Raw genomic sequence first — 17,353 nt, forward strand, 5'->3', positions numbered from 1 at the left:
GTGAGAGTGTGACGCGAGCCGCAGCACTCACCCGCAGCGTTCCACGGCACACGAACGCCACCACCTCGTAACGGTAAACGCAGGTTCCCGATCTCCCTGTCCGGTTAGGCTGCATTGAGCTGCGTTCGCACCCCCGTCATGAGACGACTGCATCTCGCTTCGGACACGAACCGGACTCGACCCTACCGGTAGGGCCGCCACACACAAGTCCCCCCTTGCCGCACCGGGAATTCAATGGGGGCGAATCAGTAATTCCTTCAATTACCGGGCGCGGCACACCAATTCCTAGGCATCCCGCAGATCCTGCACCATGTGCGACTACATGGCCGACCCATGAGATACCGGTCGGCTTTCGCGGCGACCGAGATCGGCACAGTACCGAAGAGTTCCGCGTCGGAGAGAACCTGCCTGCACAGGTTTGCCCGGAGGTAGATGTTTCACGTGAAACATCCGTCCCCAACACTGTGCCCTTGTGTCCAAGATGGCCGGAACGGCGTACGTCCGACCGCAAACCAGTGGACGCCAAGGGCTCGTGTCGGCCAGCCTGACCTGCGTGTCGACACCTTCCCACGCCACTCTGCCCATCCGCCGTCTGACGCCTCGCGATCTCGCCGCCTGCGCCGATCTTTCCGAGGACCGTGGCTGGCCTCGGGAGGAGCACAAGTGGGGGCTTCTTCTGGCGGCCGGAACCGGGTACGGCATCGATGATCCCGCTGGGGGCCTTGTCACCGCCTGCGTGGTGACGGAGTACGGGCCGGCGGGCCGCCCGGATCTGGGTGCGATCGGCATGGTCCTGGTCGCCGAACGGCACGCCCGCCAGGGAATCGGCCGCCGTCTGATGCGCCATGTCGTGTCGGAGATGGGCACCACTCCGCTGACCCTGCACGCGACGCCGTACGGGCGTCCGCTCTATGAGGAGCTGGGCTTCAAGGTCACCGGACGGGCCGAGATGGTTCGCGGACGCTTCACACCGGGGGCACCCGGTCCAGCCGTCCTCACCCGCCCGGCCACGGCGGAGGACCTCACCGCGATCCTCCGACTCGACGAAGAGGTCTTCGGCACGGATCGCACCCACATCCTCACCCGCCTCCCCGCCTTCGCCGATCAGTTGCGCGTGGCCGAGGAGAACGGCCGGATCATCGGCTACACGGCCGCCTGGCCCAATATGGACGACCATGTCGTCGGCCCGCTGATCGCGCGTGACACAGAGACGGCGAAGGCGCTCATCGCCTCCTTGGCCGCCCGGACCGACCGCCCCCTGCGCACCGACATCGACGTACGCCACGAGGACCTGCTGGCGTGGGTGAAGGAACGCGGCCTGGCGTCGATCGCCTGCAACTCGGTGATGACGTACGGACTCCCCGAACTACCGGGTGACTGGACCCGGCGCTACGCACCGCTGACCGTGGCAGCGGCCTGAAGCACCGGATCCAGCCGACTGGACCCATCGGCTGTCAGTGGTGGACGACCGTCCGCTCGGCGGTCGCTCCGGTGCCCGCGACGACAGCACCGGTGGTGCTCCCCCTGCGCTCCAGTGTCGCCGCGACGAGGGCCAGAACGAGTGCGCTCGTGGCGAGGGCCGCTCCGACCCAGTTGGGTGCCGTGTAGCCGAGGCCGGCGTCGATGACGAGACCGCCGAGCCACGCGGAGAGCGCGTTGCCGAGGTTGAAGGCACCGATGTTCACGGCCGAGGCCAGTGTGGGCGCGCCGTGTGCCTGATCGAGGACTCGCTTCTGCAGCGGCGGCACGGTCGCGAAGCCCAGGGCACCGACCAGCGCGATGGTCACGGCCGCAGCGATCTTGTCGTGGGCGGTGAACGTGAACAGCGCGAGGACGACGGACAGGGCGCCCAGTGAGACGTACAGCATGGGCATCAGCGCGCGGTCGGCGTACTTGCCGCCCACGAGGTTGCCGCCGACCATGCCGAGGCCGAAGAGAACGAGGAGCCAGGTGACGGAGGAGTCGGCGAAGCCGGCGACGTGCGTCATCATCGGGGCGATGTAGGTGATGGCCGCGAAGACACCGCCGAAGCCCAGCACCGTCATCGCCATGGCCAGCAGCACCTGGACGTTCTTGAAGGCAGCCAGTTCATGGCGGAGGTGAACATCCTCCGGCCTGGGCATCTCGGGGACCAGCCGGGCGATGCCCAGCAGCCCGACGACGCCCAACGCGGCGACCCCGGCGAAGGTGACCCGCCAGCTGACGGACTGTCCGATCAGGGTGCCCAGGGGCACTCCGACTACGTTCGCGACGGTCAGACCGCTGAACATCATCGCGAGGGCGCCGGCCTTCCGGTCCGGGGCGACGAGTTCGGCCGCGACCACCGAGCCGATACCGAAGAAGGCGCCGTGCGCCAGCGAGGCGACCACACGGCCGAGCAGCATCACGGAGTAGGCGGGGGCGAGGGCGGAGAGCAGATTGCCCGCGATGAACAGGCCCATCAGAAGCATGAGCATCCGCTTGCGGGACACCCTCGTACCCAGGGCGGTCATGATCGGCGCTCCGACGACGACACCGAGTGCGTAGCCCGTCACGACACTCCCATGATCACGAACTCGGTCGTGCCGATACCGAAGGCCCCGATCGCGAGAGCCAGAAGCGCGAGAGGCATGAGTACGTACACCTCCCAGAAGATTGCAGATGCGCTTTTCAAGCGTACACAATAATTGCAGACGCGCTATATCTGCGATGGCCGGCAATTGCGATGGTGGCATATCCTGGGCCGAGCAGCTCTGGGACGGAGGCACACCGATGACAGCGACGGACCCCGCACTCACCGCCCTCGCCCAGGGCTGGTGCGCCCTCTCCTTGTTGCACGGGCGGATCGAGGCCCACATCGAGCGCGCATTGCAGTCCGGGCACGGCCTCAGCGTGCGCGAGTACTCCCTGCTCGACGTGTTGAGCCGCCAGCACAGCGGTGAGGGCGGCCACCTCCAGATGAAGCAGGTCGCCGACGCGGTCGTCCTCAGCCAGAGCGCCACCACCCGTCTGGTCACCCGGCTCGAGGACCGGGGGCTGCTCGCCCGCTACCTGTGCCCGACCGACCGTCGGGGCATCTACACCGACGTCTCCGAAGAAGGTCTGCGTCTCCTCGCGGCAGCCCGCCCCACCAACGACGCCGCCCTGCGCGAAGCCCTCGACGAGGCAGCCAGGAACCCCGAACTGGCCCCCCTGGTAAGCGTCGTGGAGTCGCTGAACCTGCCCGCGTAGGGTGCAGGCATGGGAGATCTTGAAATTCGCCCGGCGACCAAGGGCGACATCCCGGAGATCGTCGCGATGCTGGCGGACGACCCGCTCGGCGCACAGCGCGAGTCACCGGACGACCTGACCCCCTACTTCACCGCGCTGGAGCGCCTCAGCGGCGATCCCCACCAGCACGTGGTGGTCGCCACACGTGACAGCAGAGTCGTGGGCACCCTCCAGCTGACGATCATTCCCGGCCTGTCCCGGCGCGGTTCCACCCGCTCGGTCATCGAAGGCGTACGCGTCCACGCCGACGAGCGCGGCAGCGGTCTCGGTACCCGGCTCATCGAGTGGGCGGTCGCCTCATCCCGGCGCGAGGGCTGCCAGTTGGTACAGCTGACGTCCGATACGACACGCACCGACGCCCACCGCTTCTATGAGCGTCTCGGCTTCGAGGCCACCCACGTGGGCTTCAAGCTGCCGCTCTGACAACCGCTCCCGGGATGCCCGTCAGGTTCTGGCTCGCGATGTTTCACGTGAAACATCGCGAGCCAGAACCTCAGAACCGCGCCTACGAGAGTCCGCGCCACCCCTCGGGATCCACTCCACCCGGCACTGGCGCCCCCTCGTCGTACGGCTGACGGGTGAACACGAACGATCCGAGGTCCAGGTGGCTGACGGTCCCGTCGGGCTCCCGTACGGCCCGCAGGAGTTCTCCGGCGAAGTAACCGTTGAGCCCGGTCCAAGTGCCGTCGTCGTTGGGCCGGAATCGAGCGCCGCGCAGCGTGGCGGCAAGCGGGTCCAGCGAGAGACCACCGTCGGCGACGAGCCGCAAGGCGAAGCTGTAGGTCCCCCAGTACCAGGGGCCGGCCAACTCAAGCACCGAGCGGTCCACGTCAGGCAGGGGCCGCCAGGGCTCGGGGATCCGCGGTTCGGCCTCCGCCACGATGCGTACGAGGTCGGCGGCCACCTCCGACACCACGGGCCCGGAGGTGCAGTTGGTCAGTACGACGGCCGCCACATCGTCCTCGACGGAGATGGTGAGCTGAGCGAGGAATCCGGGGACCGAACCGCTGTGCCCGACGAGAAACCGGCCGTCCCGGTGCTGAAGCTGCATCCCGAGCCCGTACGCCGACCCGGCCGACACATCCGCGGCCTCCCCCGGCGCGGCCGGCGTCCGCATCTCCAGGACGGACTCCGCTCCGAGCACCCGGTCGTCGCCTCGGGCCAGGAAGACCGCGAAACGAGCCAAGTCGGCTGTCGTGGACCAGAGTTGACCGGCAGGGCCCATGCGGCCCAGGTCCTCGACCCGCTCCGGCAGCATCACATCCGCCCACGGGTGCACGGCCCAGCCACCCGCGTGCGGTGCCTCCGGGTGCCAGGTCGTACGGCGCAAACCGAGCGGTTCGAGCACCTCGCGCCGCAGGACGTCCTCCCAAGGAGCGCCCCGCAAGTGTTCGACAAGCGCGCCGAGCAGGGTGAAGCCGGTATTGGAGTAGTGGAAACGGCGCCCCACGGGATGGCGGTGGGGCTGGTCACCGAGCACATCGGCGAGCTCCGGGCGCAGGGAACCCGGGGTCCGCTCCCACCAGGGCGAAGGCGACTCGGCCGCCAATCCGCCCGTGTGCGCGAGAAGTTCGGCGATGGTCGCCTCCCCCGCGCCGGTGCCCGGCAGATGCTTTTCCAATGGGTCGCCGAGGTCGAGCACACCCTCGTCCCTCAACCGCAGGATCAGAACAGCGGTGAAGGTCTTGGTGATCGAACCGATCCGGTACTGCACGTCCGCGTCCGGCGCGTGCCCCTCCACCGAGGTCCGCGCCCCGTCCCACACCGTCCTCCCGCCCCGGACCACCGCAGCAACCAGAGACGGCGTCCTCCCCGCGGCCTGAGCGACGGCGATTCGGTGCAGCAGTGCCCGGCGCGTGGCGGGGAGCAACTCTTCCTGAGGCGTTGTCATGGACCCAGTCCATCGGGCCCGGCACCGCGCGTCGAGCGCATTTCCTGTAGGTTCTCACTTTCGGTGTCATGCGCCGACGCTATGACCTGGACGTTCCCCTCCAGTCTCACGACGTGTCGGCAGGCGGCTGTCTCAGATCGGTGTCATTTCCTCAGACTGTCCACCCGGCTGCGCCGGACCTCATGAGCCTGCATCGGCGGCCGTCCGTTCCATCCACTCCCGCACCTTCACTGCTTGCTCGATGCGGTTGACGATGTCCTTCTTGGACGCCGTGTCCAAGGTCTCCGGGATCTTGTCGAAGGTGTCGGGAAGGATGTCGAGGAGACCCCAGATCTGCTCGCCGGTGCTGACGGTCAGCAGTTGCTGGCACCTCCACTGCAGCGGCACCTCGGGACGGTGCGTGAGCCGCTGCACGAGTGTCGGGAACAGGTACTGCGTCGCTTCTGCGGCGAGGTGCTCTCGTAGCCAGTCGACCGGGAGCCGCTGGCTGAAGCCATGCATGGCGGCCTCCTGGGCCAGGTCCAGGAGCTGAGCGGTGTCGACGGCTCGGATGGTGCGGGGAAGGGTCGGGGTCATGTCGCGATGATGCCAAGAAGCCCTCGGAACACCGAGAGGTCGGCGGGGTCGGGTTGCAATCTGTCAAGGAACTCGGCCCAGGCTTTCTCGAAACTCGCCGGAGGTCACCCTTCCACGGACGGCTCGCCCTTTATGCGGATCCATTCGTGGATGGTCTCGATGGCGTCGAGGAGGTCCTGGAAGGTGCAGAGATCCCGGTGCTGTTGTCGGACCTGGCCTGTCGCCATGTCCCCGTACTCAAGCTCGGCTTCCCCGCTGCTCCAGACGATGAGCACGGCGACGAAGTCATCGTTTTCGAGCGTCATCCAGGTGCTGTTCTTGGTTCGGCCGTCCTCGGGCGACTGCTGGACCGCACCCGTGATTCCGCAGGATTGCAGGCGTTCCTCATGCTCGGCGAACCAGGCCTGGAGCCTCTGCGGCAGTTCGAACGAGATAGGCTGCTTTTCTTCGCTTTGTCTCATTGCTGGGCGATGAACCCTGCGGATCGGTCGAGCTGGAAAGGAGATCCGGCCTTGGTTGGTTCCCAGCCTCGGTCCCGTGCTTCTCGGATGCTGGCAGCAACGTGGGCTGGGCGGATGGGCACTGCCTCGGCACCCACCCAGTTGCTGGGATGGGCCTGGCCGCTGGTGACGATCAAGGTCGTGCCCGGCTGGCTGCCGCTGGCTGCTTCAACCGCATAGGTCAGTGGTGTCCAGCAGAGTCCCTGCATGTAGGAGGGCTTCCTGCGGATCCGCCAGCGGTACTCGATCCCGTCAACGGTTATGCGCCGGGAACCCTTCTTGTTCAGCGCCGTCTTCGCCTCCTGCGCCGTTGGACTCTGATGTGTCGCCGCGGACGCGCGAAGCAGGTTGCACGCGAACGTACCGAACGTTATCGCCGACAAGCACCTTCGGGACTACGGATGGGTTGATCAGCCCATAATTTGGTGTCAGTGCCGAGCGACCCGGCGCATCGCACCCGCCCCGGGTGCACTCACCGCGATCGGAGAGCACCGTGAAGAACAGGACGTTGTGGCGTGTAGTTGACAACGAGAGTGGTAGCCAGTCCATCGTCAGCACGCCCTCCGAGGCGGTCGCGTTCGTCAACAGCCGGTTCGACACCTATGACGACGACGAGCCGTTCAGCATCACCGAGGTCGGTCCTCTCCTTCCGAAGCCGCTCGGGGTCATCACCGCATGGGCCGCCGAGAAGGACGGCGAGCGAACCGACGGGCGTACTGCCCCGATCACCATCAGGCCGGTTGAGACGGGCAACGCCAACGAGTGCGATGACGTCGTGCTCTGGGGCGACGTGTACGTCTCCTGGGACCACGACACGTACACCGTCGAGGAGCCGGACAGCTCCGAGTACAGCGAGGCTTACAGCGCAGCCGAGTTGAGCGCGATCCTCGACGAGTACGCCGACGACTACGAGTACGCGCCTGAAGGGCCTGAAGGGCCCGACAGCCACAGGTGGCCGAAACCGGAAGAGTTGATCACCTACGGCGCCCAGGAGTGCGCCAAGCGGTTCGGGCACCTCGACGACGACGCCCTGCTGTGGCTCGCTGCCACCCGCATCACGCTCGCCGTGTGGCGCAACACACCCGTCGAGAACTGGCATGCCGGGAAGAGTCCGCTCCACGACGGCACAATGATGCGGATCAACACGGCAACCACCCGACTCGTGCGCTCGATGCTGTCGTTCGACCATGTCGACTGGATCGGTCTCGGTCTCGCGATCGTCAACCCGTCCCGGGTTCTACCGACCGGGCAGTCTGTTCTCGAGCTCGGGCTGGCCTGCCACAACCCTGACGACCCGGCACACGAGGTTGATCCGCGCGTAGAACTCGCGGGGATGGCACAGGTCGCGATCTCATGGGGGCGAAGGTACTGCCTTAGCGAGAAGGAGTTCGGCCTGCGAACCCTGATCGAATCCTTCTGCGCGTCCGACAACGGCTGGTTCGGAGCACCGAGTTGGGGGCGCATCGTCGATCGGTTCCTTACGGCTGTCGACGACCGGGAGAATGCGCACTGGCGCATACACCGGGACAAGCCTTGGTTCGACGAGTGGTTCACCAACCGGCCGGCCGACATTGCGGACACCACGGAATTTCGTCGGCTGCTCCTTGCCGGGCCCGACCTGCTGTCCGAGGAGGCCGCCGAATGGTGCGTGGATGGCGCCATCCGCTACGTCTGCCAGGACGACCACTCGAACGACTGCTGGCGGTGCGGTATCCCGCTGGCAACGGAGTCCCCCAACGAGTGAATGTGTGCGTTTCCCCGGCGTGCGGGAGGTTCTGATCAGCTGGTCAGGAGTCAGGCCGGCCGAGCTGAGATCTGTCGGCGGGCCGTGTCCCAGACCTCCTCGAACTCCTCGGAGGTGAGCTGCTCCGGATCATGCCCTTGCCACTCTGAGACGGGTAGCTCAGCTGTGATGCCGAACCTGTTGTCGTACTCGTCGAGGAGGCCCGCGTCCTGGGCCTGCTGCCATTCGTCGAGGGAGGCCGCTGCGATCGGCGTCAGTTCAGGGCCCTGGAGTTCGATCTGCCGGGTCACCCAGCCTTGGGCGTTCACCTCGAAGTAGAACCAGACGTCTTCCTCGTCCCAGTAGCAGCGCATCCACGTTGTCACGAGTCCATGATGGGGCCTCCCGTGCGGCACTCTGTCGGCGGTGTCGGGCTCTGTTCTGGCCTTCCGCCTGGCCTGTGCTTCACCAGGTCGTCGAGTTCTTCGGCGTTGAGTCGTTCGAGGGCTTTCAAGACCTGCTTCCCAAGGCCAGTCGGCTGCAGCGGGCGCCCGTTTTCGAAGGGGTCCAGTAGGGGCCCTCCAAGGTCATGTTCCAGGCGACGGATCTGAATGGCCAACGTGTCCTCGCCGCACCCGATCTGGTTCGCGGCGGAGCGCAGAGTCCGGTGTTCGACCGCTTGAGCGAAACGGAGGAGCCGTTCGCAGGAGTAGGCGCTGGTCATGGCGGGCCTGAGGAAAGCGGGGGCCGCTTCTGCAAGGCGGGCTGTGCGAAGCGCGACCCCGTGGCTTGCCCCTCCGGAGGAGCGCATGGGGATGCGGTGGAGACGGGCCCAGGTGCACATCGTGGCCTTGCTGACGCCTCGTTCCTGGGCGAGTTCGGACAAGGGCCGACGTTGAATGACGTACTCCTCCAACAGCCAGTCGCGCTCGACCATCTCGTGACGTGGCCGGCCGCCAGCGGGACGGAGAGCGATGCCGTACTCCAACGCGAGAGCAGTGAGCGTGCCCCGGCTGAACCCCGTCAGCTCCGAAATCTCCTGGAGCGACAGGCGTTTTTGCCGATAGAGGCGGCTGAACTCTCCCGCGGACAGCACTTGCCGGGCAGCGTGTTTGGAGGGGGCCGCGATCCGCGTCTGAGGTGCGGGGTTCTCTTCCAGCACGTGACGAACGGCGTCGTAGGTGCTGCCGCAGGGCCCCGGCGAGTGCCTGGATAGTCCGGTTTGATCATGTGATGCCGTAGAGGGCGAGGACGCGGGGTCGCTCGGTGTGAGCTCGTCGTCCGGCGGCGGTGTTGACATAGCCGGCGAGCTTGAGCGCGCTGCGGATCAGGTCACGGAGAGCAGCGAGTACGGCGGGCGCGTTGTGGGTCCTGACCTGGGATTTGTCCTCGTTGAAGGTGACATCTCGACACCAGTGGACGGTATTTTCCACGGTCCAGTGCCCGCGAGCCCAGGACGCGATCTCGGCTGCGTTCGCTTCCTCGGCGGGCAGGTCGGTGATGGCGTAGACGGTCTCGCTGGACCATTTTTTCGCGCCGTAGAGACGGCGACGGCGCTGGATCCGCAGGACCTGGGCCGCGTGCGGGAACAGCAGGCCCGCGACGGTGACGACCTGGACGATCCGTTGCTCGTGACGGCCGTGGCCACGGCCGTCGTCGCGGTGGATCACGGGGATGTCCTTCCAGGGCAGGGCGTGGAGTTGACGGGCCTGGCCGCGCTGGTTGTTCTTGATGGTCAGCAGGTAGTGAGCGCCGCGTTCACGCAGGTAGGTGGCGTGGTCGCGTTGGGCGTGGAGGGCGTCGGCGGTAACGACCGCTCCCGCGAGATCCGTGTCGTCGATCTGGTCGAGGAGTGGTGCGAACTCGGGGATTTCGTTGGTCTTCGCGCCGATCTCGCGGGAGGCGAGCGTGACACCGTCGCCGTGCCGGACGGCGGACAGGACGAAGACCCGGCTGCCGTCCGGTCGCTTCGCGCCGCGCAGACACTTGCCGTCCACCGCGATCGCCCGCCGCCGCAGCCGTACCGGTTCGGCACGGGCGGCCGCCCGGTGGGCCCGGCGCTGTTCACGCTCGGTGCCACCGTCGGGCATCACCGGCTCCGGCCGGCGGGGCTGTGCGGACAGCAGGGGCCGAAGGTAGTCGTAACCGGCCGCGCCGATCTCACCGGGATCGAGCCGGCCCAGGACGCTGCGCAGAGTCTTCTCGCTCGGCACCCGGTAGCGGCCGAGGAGTGGGTGGTAGGGAAGGCCGAAGGCGGCCAGTTCCTCCGGCGTCGCACGCCGGCACCACTCCGCCGCCGCGGTGATCGAGTCGTGGCCGGACGGGGTCATCGCGCAGACCACCAGGGCCAGCAGCGAGGAGAGCCGGTACCGCACTCCGCTAGCCCCTCGCGGATCGGTGACCGACTCGAACTCGGCGACCAGGCAGCGGACTTGCTCCTTGGCAGCACCCTCGCCGAGAGCTTCCAGGCAGGGCGCATGAGGCACGGGGACAGCGACAGGAGATGATGGAGGAACGAACACGGCACCTTCGTGGATCTTGCAGCGTAGAGAACTCCATGATCCACAGGTGCCGTGTTCACCTGCTTCCGGGGCCCACTACCGAGATCAACACCCCAGGCCGGGACGATCCAGGCACTCGCCGGGGCCCTGGGTGCTGCCGAGCGTCATGACCACTCGTTCGAGTGAGGTTCTTCCGGAGCGGACCAGCTGGTGAAGCCGCCTGACATCCACCTCTTGTGGGTCAAGCCCCGGCAGATCCAGTCCTTCGAGGAGTTCAAGGGGTGGCTGCCATGAGATCGGCTCGTCAGCGATGCCGTGTCCGGCGAGGAACCTGCGGGCGACGTCCTTGAGTTCCTCTGCGATCTCGGGGGTCTGACGGGCAGGGAAGCTCCCGAGCTCGACGCGGAAGTGGGTGTCACCGGGCGCGATGGGAGTGTCGGCTTCCACCGGCAGGGAGCTGATCCGCTGGAAGAGGACGCAGCGCGCGATGCGCCATTGCCGTTCACCACCAGTGGCGATCTTCAACCGTTGGCGGATGTCAAGCCATTGCTCGTGCGGCAGGAGATTCCGGTAGTCGAGGTTGCGACGGCGTTCGTAGTCGATCGGTGTGTTGTGGTCGTCCAAGTAGCCGGCCAAGCGGTCGAGTGCTCTGTGGATGTCGGGCCAGCAGCGATCGTCCCTCAGGACTTGCAGGATCCGGGAGATGTTCACCTTGTCGGTGGCCGAGCCGAGTTGGCCAGCGGCGTCATCCCGTTCTGATCTGCTGCCGATCATGAGGAGAGCACTCGACAGAGTCGGCTGCAGGGCGGTGTGGCTGACGCCGGAGGCGGGGGTGAGGCGGATGGTCCAAGCCGGCCAGAACATGGTGGGCACTTTGTTCAGCCGCCGTGCCGTGAGCTGGCTGCCCGATGCGGGCCGGGCAGGGAACTCAGTGATCGTGCGGTATCGGAGTTGGTGGCTGGGCCGCATGGACGGGCCGAGAGCCGCGAGATGGACGGCGTGCAGGAAGGGGCTGGAGTCCTTTCCCCAGTGAGCGACTCTGTCGGGGATCTTGAGGACGGGCGTCACTTCCCTTGGCGCCACCACAGCGGCCGGGGTAAGTCGCGTGCGTCGAGGTACTGCTGGAATGCTGTGGGAGGGCGGGGCCGGTACGAGCTGTCGGCGGGTTCTTGAAGGCTCAGCCGCTCGATGTTGATCGCGAGTGCGGTCAGGACGTGCTGGACGTGCGTCTTGGCCAGGCCGCGGTAGCGGCACCGGCGTCCGCGGTGGCCGTCCGCGAACTCCTCGATGGTGCCCTCGGCCCCCGAGCGCCGCCTGTAGAGCCGGCGCCAGTCCGCATCCTGCTGATCGGCCCGGTTCTTGACCTGGAGTTCGTACAGGCGCCGTGTCGGGAAGTACAGGCTGCGAAACCGGCCCGGAGTGCACTTGGCCCGCTCGGGGCAGCGGCCGCACTGGCGGGCGTCGAACCGGACTGTGACCTTGGTCGGCTCGACTGTCGGCAGGTCCTGCCAGTTGCCGCTGACCTGCCCGTTGGGGCAGGTCACCTCGCGCTGGTCGAAGTCGATGATGAAGTTCTCCCGGCCGAAGCCGTCCCCTGCCCGGTGCTGCGGGGTGGTGCTGGGCGGAAGCGGCCCGATCAGGGTGACGCGGTGCAGGCGGGCGGCTTCGTCCATGCCGGCCACGGAGGTGTAGCCGCCGTCGACCAAGTGCCGATTCGGCAGTAGACGCCGTCGCCTGAGGCGGGCGTGGATGCCGGGCAGCGCCTGGCTGTCCGCGCTGGAGACGGCCGTGGCCACGTCGGTGATGATGTTGACCCGCTTGTCGTCGCAGGTCTCGGTCAGGTGCACGAGGTAGCCGGTCCAGCGTGTGTCACCGCGCATGGTGCAGCGGGCCTCGGTCTCGTACGGGGATTCGATTCGGACTCGGGAGGGCGGCTGGCCGTCGCGTTTCGTGCGCGGCCTGAACCGCCCCTTGGCATCCACCAAGAAGTGCTGCACCAGGATCGTTCGGAGCACGTTCGCCTGCGCCGGAGCGCCGCCGGGGAACCGGGCGTCGAGACGGTACAGCAGTTCGCGGGCGTCGTTGCCCACCTGCTCCAGGCGGGCGACGGGGTGGCTGGGCTGGGAGCACAGGCGAACCGGCCGGCCGTAGCGTTGGGCCCATTCGGCGGTGACCAGCTCGTCCAGCACCTCTGGCGCGTCGCGGGCCGCCTCTTCCAGCACGGCGCGGACCGCCTCGCACGCCAGCTCCAGGCGGGTCAGCTCCCGTGCGGCGGACAGGACGTGGGTGGAGTCGGTGCGCTGCGTGACCCGCCCTTTGAGCAGGCCGGCCCGTCGGATCCGGGTGAGTGCGAGGCCCAGTAGCCGGTCGGCGCGGTCGCCTTCGGCGAGCCGGTCGCGGAAGTCGGACAGGACGCTGTGGTGGAAGCCGGGATCGTCCAGGTCCAGGCCGAGGGCGTACTTGAAGTCGATTCGGCAGCGCACTGCCTCGGCGGCCTGGCGGTCGGAGAGGTTCATCGCGTACTGCAGCACGCAGACGGTGGCGAGTTGGGCGGGTGAGAGCCCAGGTCGGCCGTCACGCGGGTACCAGGCGGTGAAGTCCTCGTCGCTCCAGAGGCCGTCGAGGCGGTCGCGGATCCACATCGCGGTGGTGCCTTTGGGGTTGGCCGCGCGGGCAACCCGGGCGGTCAGCGGCGGGATCTCGGCTCCGGAGTGAGGCTGGAGGGACACATCGGGCTCCTGGGGAACGAGGGCGGAACGTTCCAACGAGCCTGACGCAACGTCACGATCGTTAACTGCCCATCCTCAAGATTCCCGACAGAGTCGCTCAGTGGGCAGTGGGCAGTGGGCAGTGGGCGGTCCTAGCGGCCCTCGTCCCCCTCGTCCATTCCCGCCAGCACCAGCGGCAGCCTGTCCGTCCCGCCCTCCGTGAGCCGGACCGGCACGCCCCAGTCCTGCTGGTGGACATGGCAGGCCGGGTACGCGTTCGCCGGGTCGTCGTCGCAGGACGCCGCCATCGCCGAGACGTGGAGGACGCCCTCGGATATGGACGGGTTCAGTTCGAGGGCGCGGGACAGGGCGGTGTCCGCGCCCTCACCCCCGAGCAGCAGTTCGGGAGGAGTGGCGGAGACCAGGAGCCGGGTCGAGGGTCCGTACCGCTCGTCCAGCTTCTGACCCGCCGGGGCCTGGAAAACGATGTCCAACCGCACGCCGCCGGGGGCGACTTCGGTGGCCGCGCGCCGTGTGCGATGGGCCACGGCCTTGACCTTCACCGTCTCCTCCGGCAGCCGCAGCCGGGTCAGCCGGTGCCGAGCGGACTCGACCACCACGAGGTCGTCCCCGACGAGCACGGCGTCGCTCGGCTCTCTCAGGTCCGTGGCCAGTGTGGTGACCTCGGCCGTCGCCGGGTCGTAGCGGCGCAGCGCGTGGTTGTAGGTGTCGCTGATCGCCACCGAGCCGTCGGGCAGGACGGTGACACCCAACGGATGCTGGAGCAGCGCCTGTTCGGCGGCGCCGTCCCGGTGCCCGAAGTCGAAGAGGCCCGTCCCGACCGCCGTGTGGACCGCCCCGCCGAGGTCGACCCAGCGCAGCGCGGACGTCTCGGAGTCGGCGAGCCAGAGCCGGTCGGCGCCGGCGGCCAGCCCCGAGGGCTGCGCGAACCAGGCCTCGTCGCCCGGCCCGTCCACCAGCCCCTCGTTCGTCGTCCCGGCGGCGACGGCGACCGTGCAGTCCACCGGGTCGTACGTCCACAGCTGGTGGACCCCGGCCATCGCGATCCACACCTTGCCGCCGAACACCGCCACGTCCCACGGCGAGGACAGGTCGACCTCCCAGGCGGGCCCCGAGGTGGGTGAGCCCTGCCACCACTGGCGGCCGGTGCCCGCGAGCGTCGTGACATTGCCGGTGTCCGGGTCGAGCCGGCGCAAGGTGTGGTTCACGGTGTCGGCGACGACCACGGCGCCGCCGTCCAGCAGCGCCAGTCCCTGCGGCTCGCTGAAGCGGGCGTGCTCCGCGCTGCCGTCCACGAATCCGCGCTCGCCCGAGCCGTAGTGCCGTACGACGGTCTCGCCGTCCGGTGCCAGCCGGACCAGCCGGTGCCGGGTGGTGTCGCTGACGAGGAAGTCGCCGTCCGGCAGAAGCAGCGCCTTGCCGGGGAAGCGCAGCACGGTCGGCTCGGGCTCCGGCGCCACATACGGTCCGTCGCCGCGCCGCAGCGTGCCCTTGGCGCCGTGCTCGGCCTCCAGCTCGGCGACCAGCCGCTCGATGGCGTGCGCATGCCCCTCGCCTGCGTGCTGGGCGACCACGTACCCCTCCGGGTCGATCACGACCAGCGTCGGCCAGGCCCGTACCGCGAACTGCTGCCAGGTGGCGAGCTCCGGATCGTCCAGCACCGGGTGCTCCACGCCGTACCGCTCGACGGCGTCCACCACCGCCCCGTGCTCGGCCTCGTGCGCGAACTTCGGCGAGTGCACGCCGATGATCACCACCGTGTCCCGGTGCTTCCCCTCCAGCTCCCGCAGCTCGTCGAGGACATGCAGACAGTTGATGCAGCAGAACGTCCAGAAATCCAGCACCACTATCTTTCCCCGCAGGTCGGCGAGGGTGTACTGCTTCCCGCCCGTGTTCAGCCAGCCGCCCTGCCCGATCAGCTCGGGGGCGCGGACACGGACACGGCGGGGTGCCGGGTGCTCGGTCGTGGAATCGCTCATGGATCAAGCGTGCCACGTGTCGACGTCCCGCTCGCAAGCCTGTGGAAAACCTCGCGCACAGCCCTGTGGAAAACTCTCCGGCGCCGCTGAGCGGCTGCGCCGGACGGCCGGTTCGGAAGCCGGACTGCCGGTTCGGAAGCCGGGTGGCCGGTTCTGACGGGCAGGTCGGACGGGCAGGTCGGGCGGGCGGGTCCGGCGGTCAGCTCAGCGCGTGCCCCGTGGTCTCGTCCACATGGTCCGGAACCTCGTCGTGGCGGTCGCCGACCGTGCTGGTGCCCGTCGGCTCGATGACGAGGATCGCGGCGGGGACCGGGGCGTACGGCTTGTGCTCGACGCCTCGCGGCACGGTGAAGACGGAGCCCCGCGGCAGGACGACCGTGCGTTCGCCGGCCGCCTCCCGCAGGCCGATGTGCAGTTCCCCCTCGACGACCAGGAAGAACTCGTCCGTGCTGTCGTGGACGTGCCAGAGATGCTCGCCCTCGACCTTGGCCACGCGGATGTCGTAGTCGTTGACGGTGGTGACGATGCGGGGGCTCCACAGCGCGTCGAAGGAGGCGAGCGCCTCGGTCAGGGAAACGGGTGCCTTGGGTTCCATGACCTCATCGTCGGCCTGCTCACGGCACCGTACGAGTGCTAGGAATCGCATATGCCGCAAGGATCCTCGCAACGCCGGGGCCCGATCCCGTCCCCGTGCCCGTCCCCGCCTCCTCCTCCGCCCTCTCCCCATCGCGTCGCGGTGATCGTCGACGAGGCCACCAACCCGTTCGAGGTGGGTGTGGCGACCGAGTTGTTCGGGCTGCCTCGGCCCGAGTTGGGGCTGCCCGCGCCGCTGTACGAGGTGACGCTGTGCACCCCCGGGCCGGAGGTCCGGATGAACCACGGGTTCTTCACCCTGACCGGGGCCGCGGACCTCGACGCCGTCGACGACGCCGACACCCTGATCGTGCCGGGCCACCCCGACAACGTCGTACCGCGCGGGGCCGCCGTGCTCGACGCCGTCCGGCGCGCCCACGCGCGCGGGGCGCGGGTCGTGAGCTTCTGCACCGGCACCTTCGCGCTGGCGGAGGCCGGCGTGCTCGACGGACGCCGGGCCACCACCCACTGGCGCTGGGCCGAGGCGTTCCGGGAGCTGCATCCGAAGGTCCGGCTGGAACCGGACGTGCTCTATGTCGACGAGGGCGATCTGCTGAGTTCCGCCGGCAGCGCGGCCTCGCTCGACCTGGGGCTGCATCTGTGGCGCCGGGACCATGGCGCGGAGATCGCCAACGCGGTGAGCCGGCGGCTGGTCTTCGCCTCCCATCGCGACGGAGGGCAGCGGCAGTTCGTGGAGCGACCCGTTCCGCATGTGCGGGACGAGTCCCTGGGCCCCGTGCTGGCCTGGGCGCAGGAGCGGCTCGACACCCCGCTCACGGTCGCCGACCTCGCCGGTCGCGCGGCCGTGTCACCGGCCACCCTGCACCGCCGCTTCCGCGCCCAGCTCGGTACGACACCGCTGGCCTGGCTCATCGGGGAACGCGTGACCCTGGCCCGGCGGCTCATCGAGCGCGGCGAGCACCGGCTCGATGTCGTCGCCGAGCGCAGCGGTCTCGGGACCGCCGCGAATCTGCGCGCCCGGCTGCGCCAGGAGACCGGCCTGAGCCCTTCGGCCTACAGACGACGTTTCGGAGCGGCCCCCGGGGAACGCCTGAAGGCATGAGATTCCTCGTGCGCGACCGGCTCCTCGGTATCGGTGACGACTACTGGATCGAGGACGAACACGGCAGAAAGGCCTTCCTCGTCGACGGGAAGGCCATGCGGCTGCGGGACACCTTCGAGTTGAAGGACACCCGGGGGCAGGTACTGATCGACATCCGCCGCAAGATGTTCGCCCTGCGCGACACCATGGTCGTCGAACGGGCCGGCGAGCCCCTCGCCACCGTCCGCCGCAAGCGGCTGTCCCTGCTGCGCAACCACTACCGGGTCGCCCTGGCCGACGGCACGGAGCTCGATGTCAGCGGCAAGATCCTCGACCGTGAGTTCGTCATCGAGTACGACGGCGAACTCCTCGCGCGCATCTCCCGCAGATGGCTGCGCGTCCGCGAGACCTACGGCCTGGACGTCGTACGCGACGACGCGGACCCGGCGCTGCTGATCGCCGTCACGGTGTGCGTGATCAACCTGTCGGAGCGGGAGCGGGAGGACCGCTGACGGCGGCGGGAAGGGGGC

At 68.4% G+C, this 17,353-nt stretch carries 17 protein-coding genes and 1 pseudogene; 6 read left to right on the plus strand and 12 right to left on the minus strand.

The genetic code is table 11. The annotated features are described in order from the left end of the window. The first annotated feature begins 553 nt into the window (after positions 1–553). Positions 554–1,420 carry a GNAT family N-acetyltransferase gene (locus F9278_RS23860; RefSeq protein ID WP_152170148.1) on the plus strand — a complete coding sequence of 289 codons (867 nt, stop codon included), beginning with the start codon at positions 554–556 and terminating at the stop codon, positions 1,418–1,420. A 34-nt stretch (positions 1,421–1,454) separates the two neighbouring features. Here F9278_RS23860 and F9278_RS23865 read toward each other — a convergent pair. Further along, positions 1,455–2,611, minus strand: a pseudogene (locus F9278_RS23865) (MFS transporter). A 140-nt stretch (positions 2,612–2,751) separates the two neighbouring features. Between F9278_RS23865 and F9278_RS23870 the strand changes: the two are divergent. After that, positions 2,752–3,210 (plus strand): MarR family winged helix-turn-helix transcriptional regulator, encoded by a 459-nt coding sequence (locus F9278_RS23870; RefSeq protein WP_152170149.1) that lies wholly within the window; start codon positions 2,752–2,754, stop codon positions 3,208–3,210. Between the two features lie 9 nt (positions 3,211–3,219). Further along, a complete protein-coding gene (locus F9278_RS23875) occupies positions 3,220–3,672 on the plus strand; it encodes a GNAT family N-acetyltransferase (RefSeq protein WP_152170150.1) in 453 nt (150 codons plus the stop codon). Between the two features lie 82 nt (positions 3,673–3,754). Here the strand turns inward: F9278_RS23875 and F9278_RS23880 are convergent, their stop codons facing one another. From F9278_RS23880 to F9278_RS23895, 4 genes are all read right to left on the minus strand, one after another. Continuing rightward, entirely contained in the window at positions 3,755–5,140 is a 1,386-nt protein-coding gene (locus tag F9278_RS23880) for a serine hydrolase domain-containing protein (protein WP_152170151.1), read from the minus strand. A 180-nt stretch (positions 5,141–5,320) separates the two neighbouring features. Continuing rightward, the gene (locus tag F9278_RS23885) at positions 5,321–5,716 is read right to left on the minus strand and encodes a hypothetical protein (protein ID WP_152170152.1); all 396 of its coding nucleotides are present in this window, start codon (positions 5,714–5,716) and stop codon (positions 5,321–5,323) included. 104 nt (positions 5,717–5,820) lie between these two features. Further along, entirely contained in the window at positions 5,821–6,177 is a 357-nt protein-coding gene (locus F9278_RS23890) for a hypothetical protein (RefSeq protein WP_152170153.1), read from the minus strand. Continuing rightward, positions 6,174–6,599, minus strand: coding sequence for a hypothetical protein (locus F9278_RS23895; RefSeq protein ID WP_319023114.1), 426 nt, complete (start codon positions 6,597–6,599; stop codon positions 6,174–6,176). The genes F9278_RS23890 and F9278_RS23895 overlap by 4 nt, the downstream gene beginning before the upstream one ends. A gap of 110 nt (positions 6,600–6,709) precedes the next feature. Here F9278_RS23895 and F9278_RS23900 point away from each other — a divergent pair, with 110 nt between their 5' ends. Next, the gene (locus F9278_RS23900; protein ID WP_152170154.1) at positions 6,710–7,960 is read left to right on the plus strand and encodes a hypothetical protein; all 1,251 of its coding nucleotides are present in this window, start codon (positions 6,710–6,712) and stop codon (positions 7,958–7,960) included. Between the two features lie 50 nt (positions 7,961–8,010). On the opposite strand, the gene F9278_RS23905 is transcribed toward F9278_RS23900, so the two are convergent. The 7 genes from F9278_RS23905 to F9278_RS23935 all read right to left on the minus strand — a co-directional run bounded on the left by F9278_RS23905 (position 8,011) and on the right by F9278_RS23935 (position 15,743). Then, positions 8,011–8,313, minus strand: a complete 303-nt coding sequence (locus tag F9278_RS23905; RefSeq protein ID WP_152174086.1) for a hypothetical protein — start codon at positions 8,311–8,313, stop codon at positions 8,011–8,013. Positions 8,314–8,321: 8 nt separating this feature from the next. Beyond that, positions 8,322–9,101: a LysR family transcriptional regulator gene (locus F9278_RS23910; protein WP_193241607.1), complete on the minus strand. Its 780-nt coding sequence runs from the start codon at positions 9,099–9,101 to the stop codon at positions 8,322–8,324. Positions 9,102–9,165: 64 nt separating this feature from the next. Further along, positions 9,166–10,461, minus strand: coding sequence for an ISAs1 family transposase (locus tag F9278_RS23915; RefSeq protein WP_152170156.1), 1,296 nt, complete (start codon positions 10,459–10,461; stop codon positions 9,166–9,168). A gap of 84 nt (positions 10,462–10,545) precedes the next feature. Next, positions 10,546–11,508 (minus strand): hypothetical protein, encoded by a 963-nt coding sequence (locus tag F9278_RS23920; RefSeq protein WP_152170157.1) that lies wholly within the window; start codon positions 11,506–11,508, stop codon positions 10,546–10,548. Continuing rightward, positions 11,505–13,169 (minus strand): IS1182 family transposase, encoded by a 1,665-nt coding sequence (locus tag F9278_RS23925; protein ID WP_193241490.1) that lies wholly within the window; start codon positions 13,167–13,169, stop codon positions 11,505–11,507. The genes F9278_RS23920 and F9278_RS23925 overlap by 4 nt, the downstream gene beginning before the upstream one ends. Before the next feature lie 131 nt (positions 13,170–13,300). Next, positions 13,301–15,148: an NHL domain-containing thioredoxin family protein gene (locus F9278_RS23930; protein ID WP_152170158.1), complete on the minus strand. Its 1,848-nt coding sequence runs from the start codon at positions 15,146–15,148 to the stop codon at positions 13,301–13,303. A gap of 199 nt (positions 15,149–15,347) precedes the next feature. Beyond that, on the minus strand, positions 15,348–15,743 hold the full coding sequence (locus tag F9278_RS23935) for a cupin domain-containing protein (RefSeq protein ID WP_152170159.1): 396 nt from the start codon (positions 15,741–15,743) through the stop codon (positions 15,348–15,350). Between the two features lie 51 nt (positions 15,744–15,794). Here F9278_RS23935 and F9278_RS23940 point away from each other — a divergent pair, with 51 nt between their 5' ends. Beyond that, positions 15,795–16,844 carry a GlxA family transcriptional regulator gene (locus F9278_RS23940; protein ID WP_152170160.1) on the plus strand — a complete coding sequence of 350 codons (1,050 nt, stop codon included), beginning with the start codon at positions 15,795–15,797 and terminating at the stop codon, positions 16,842–16,844. Beyond that, entirely contained in the window at positions 16,841–17,335 is a 495-nt protein-coding gene (locus tag F9278_RS23945; RefSeq protein ID WP_152170161.1) for an LURP-one-related/scramblase family protein, read from the plus strand. Before F9278_RS23940 ends, F9278_RS23945 begins: the two co-directional genes overlap by 4 nt. Positions 17,336–17,353 lie beyond the last annotated feature (18 nt).

Source organism: Streptomyces phaeolivaceus, from assembly GCF_009184865.1.
Taxonomy (GTDB): domain Bacteria; phylum Actinomycetota; class Actinomycetes; order Streptomycetales; family Streptomycetaceae; genus Streptomyces; species Streptomyces phaeolivaceus.

Coding starts and splice junctions, on each gene's coding strand:
- F9278_RS23870 (WP_152170149.1), top strand. CDS start 2,752: ATGACAGCGACGGACCCCGCACTCACCGCCCTCGCCCAGGGCTGGTGC.
- F9278_RS23875 (WP_152170150.1), top strand. CDS start 3,220: ATGGGAGATCTTGAAATTCGCCCGGCGACCAAGGGCGACATCCCGGAG.
- F9278_RS23880 (WP_152170151.1), bottom strand. CDS start 5,140: ATGACAACGCCTCAGGAAGAGTTGCTCCCCGCCACGCGCCGGGCACTG.
- F9278_RS23885 (WP_152170152.1), bottom strand. CDS start 5,716: ATGACCCCGACCCTTCCCCGCACCATCCGAGCCGTCGACACCGCTCAG.
- F9278_RS23890 (WP_152170153.1), bottom strand. CDS start 6,177: ATGAGACAAAGCGAAGAAAAGCAGCCTATCTCGTTCGAACTGCCGCAG.
- F9278_RS23905 (WP_152174086.1), bottom strand. CDS start 8,313: ATGCGCTGCTACTGGGACGAGGAAGACGTCTGGTTCTACTTCGAGGTG.
- F9278_RS23930 (WP_152170158.1), bottom strand. CDS start 15,148: ATGAGCGATTCCACGACCGAGCACCCGGCACCCCGCCGTGTCCGTGTC.
- F9278_RS23935 (WP_152170159.1), bottom strand. CDS start 15,743: ATGGAACCCAAGGCACCCGTTTCCCTGACCGAGGCGCTCGCCTCCTTC.
- F9278_RS23940 (WP_152170160.1), top strand. CDS start 15,795: ATGCCGCAAGGATCCTCGCAACGCCGGGGCCCGATCCCGTCCCCGTGC.
- F9278_RS23945 (WP_152170161.1), top strand. CDS start 16,841: ATGAGATTCCTCGTGCGCGACCGGCTCCTCGGTATCGGTGACGACTAC.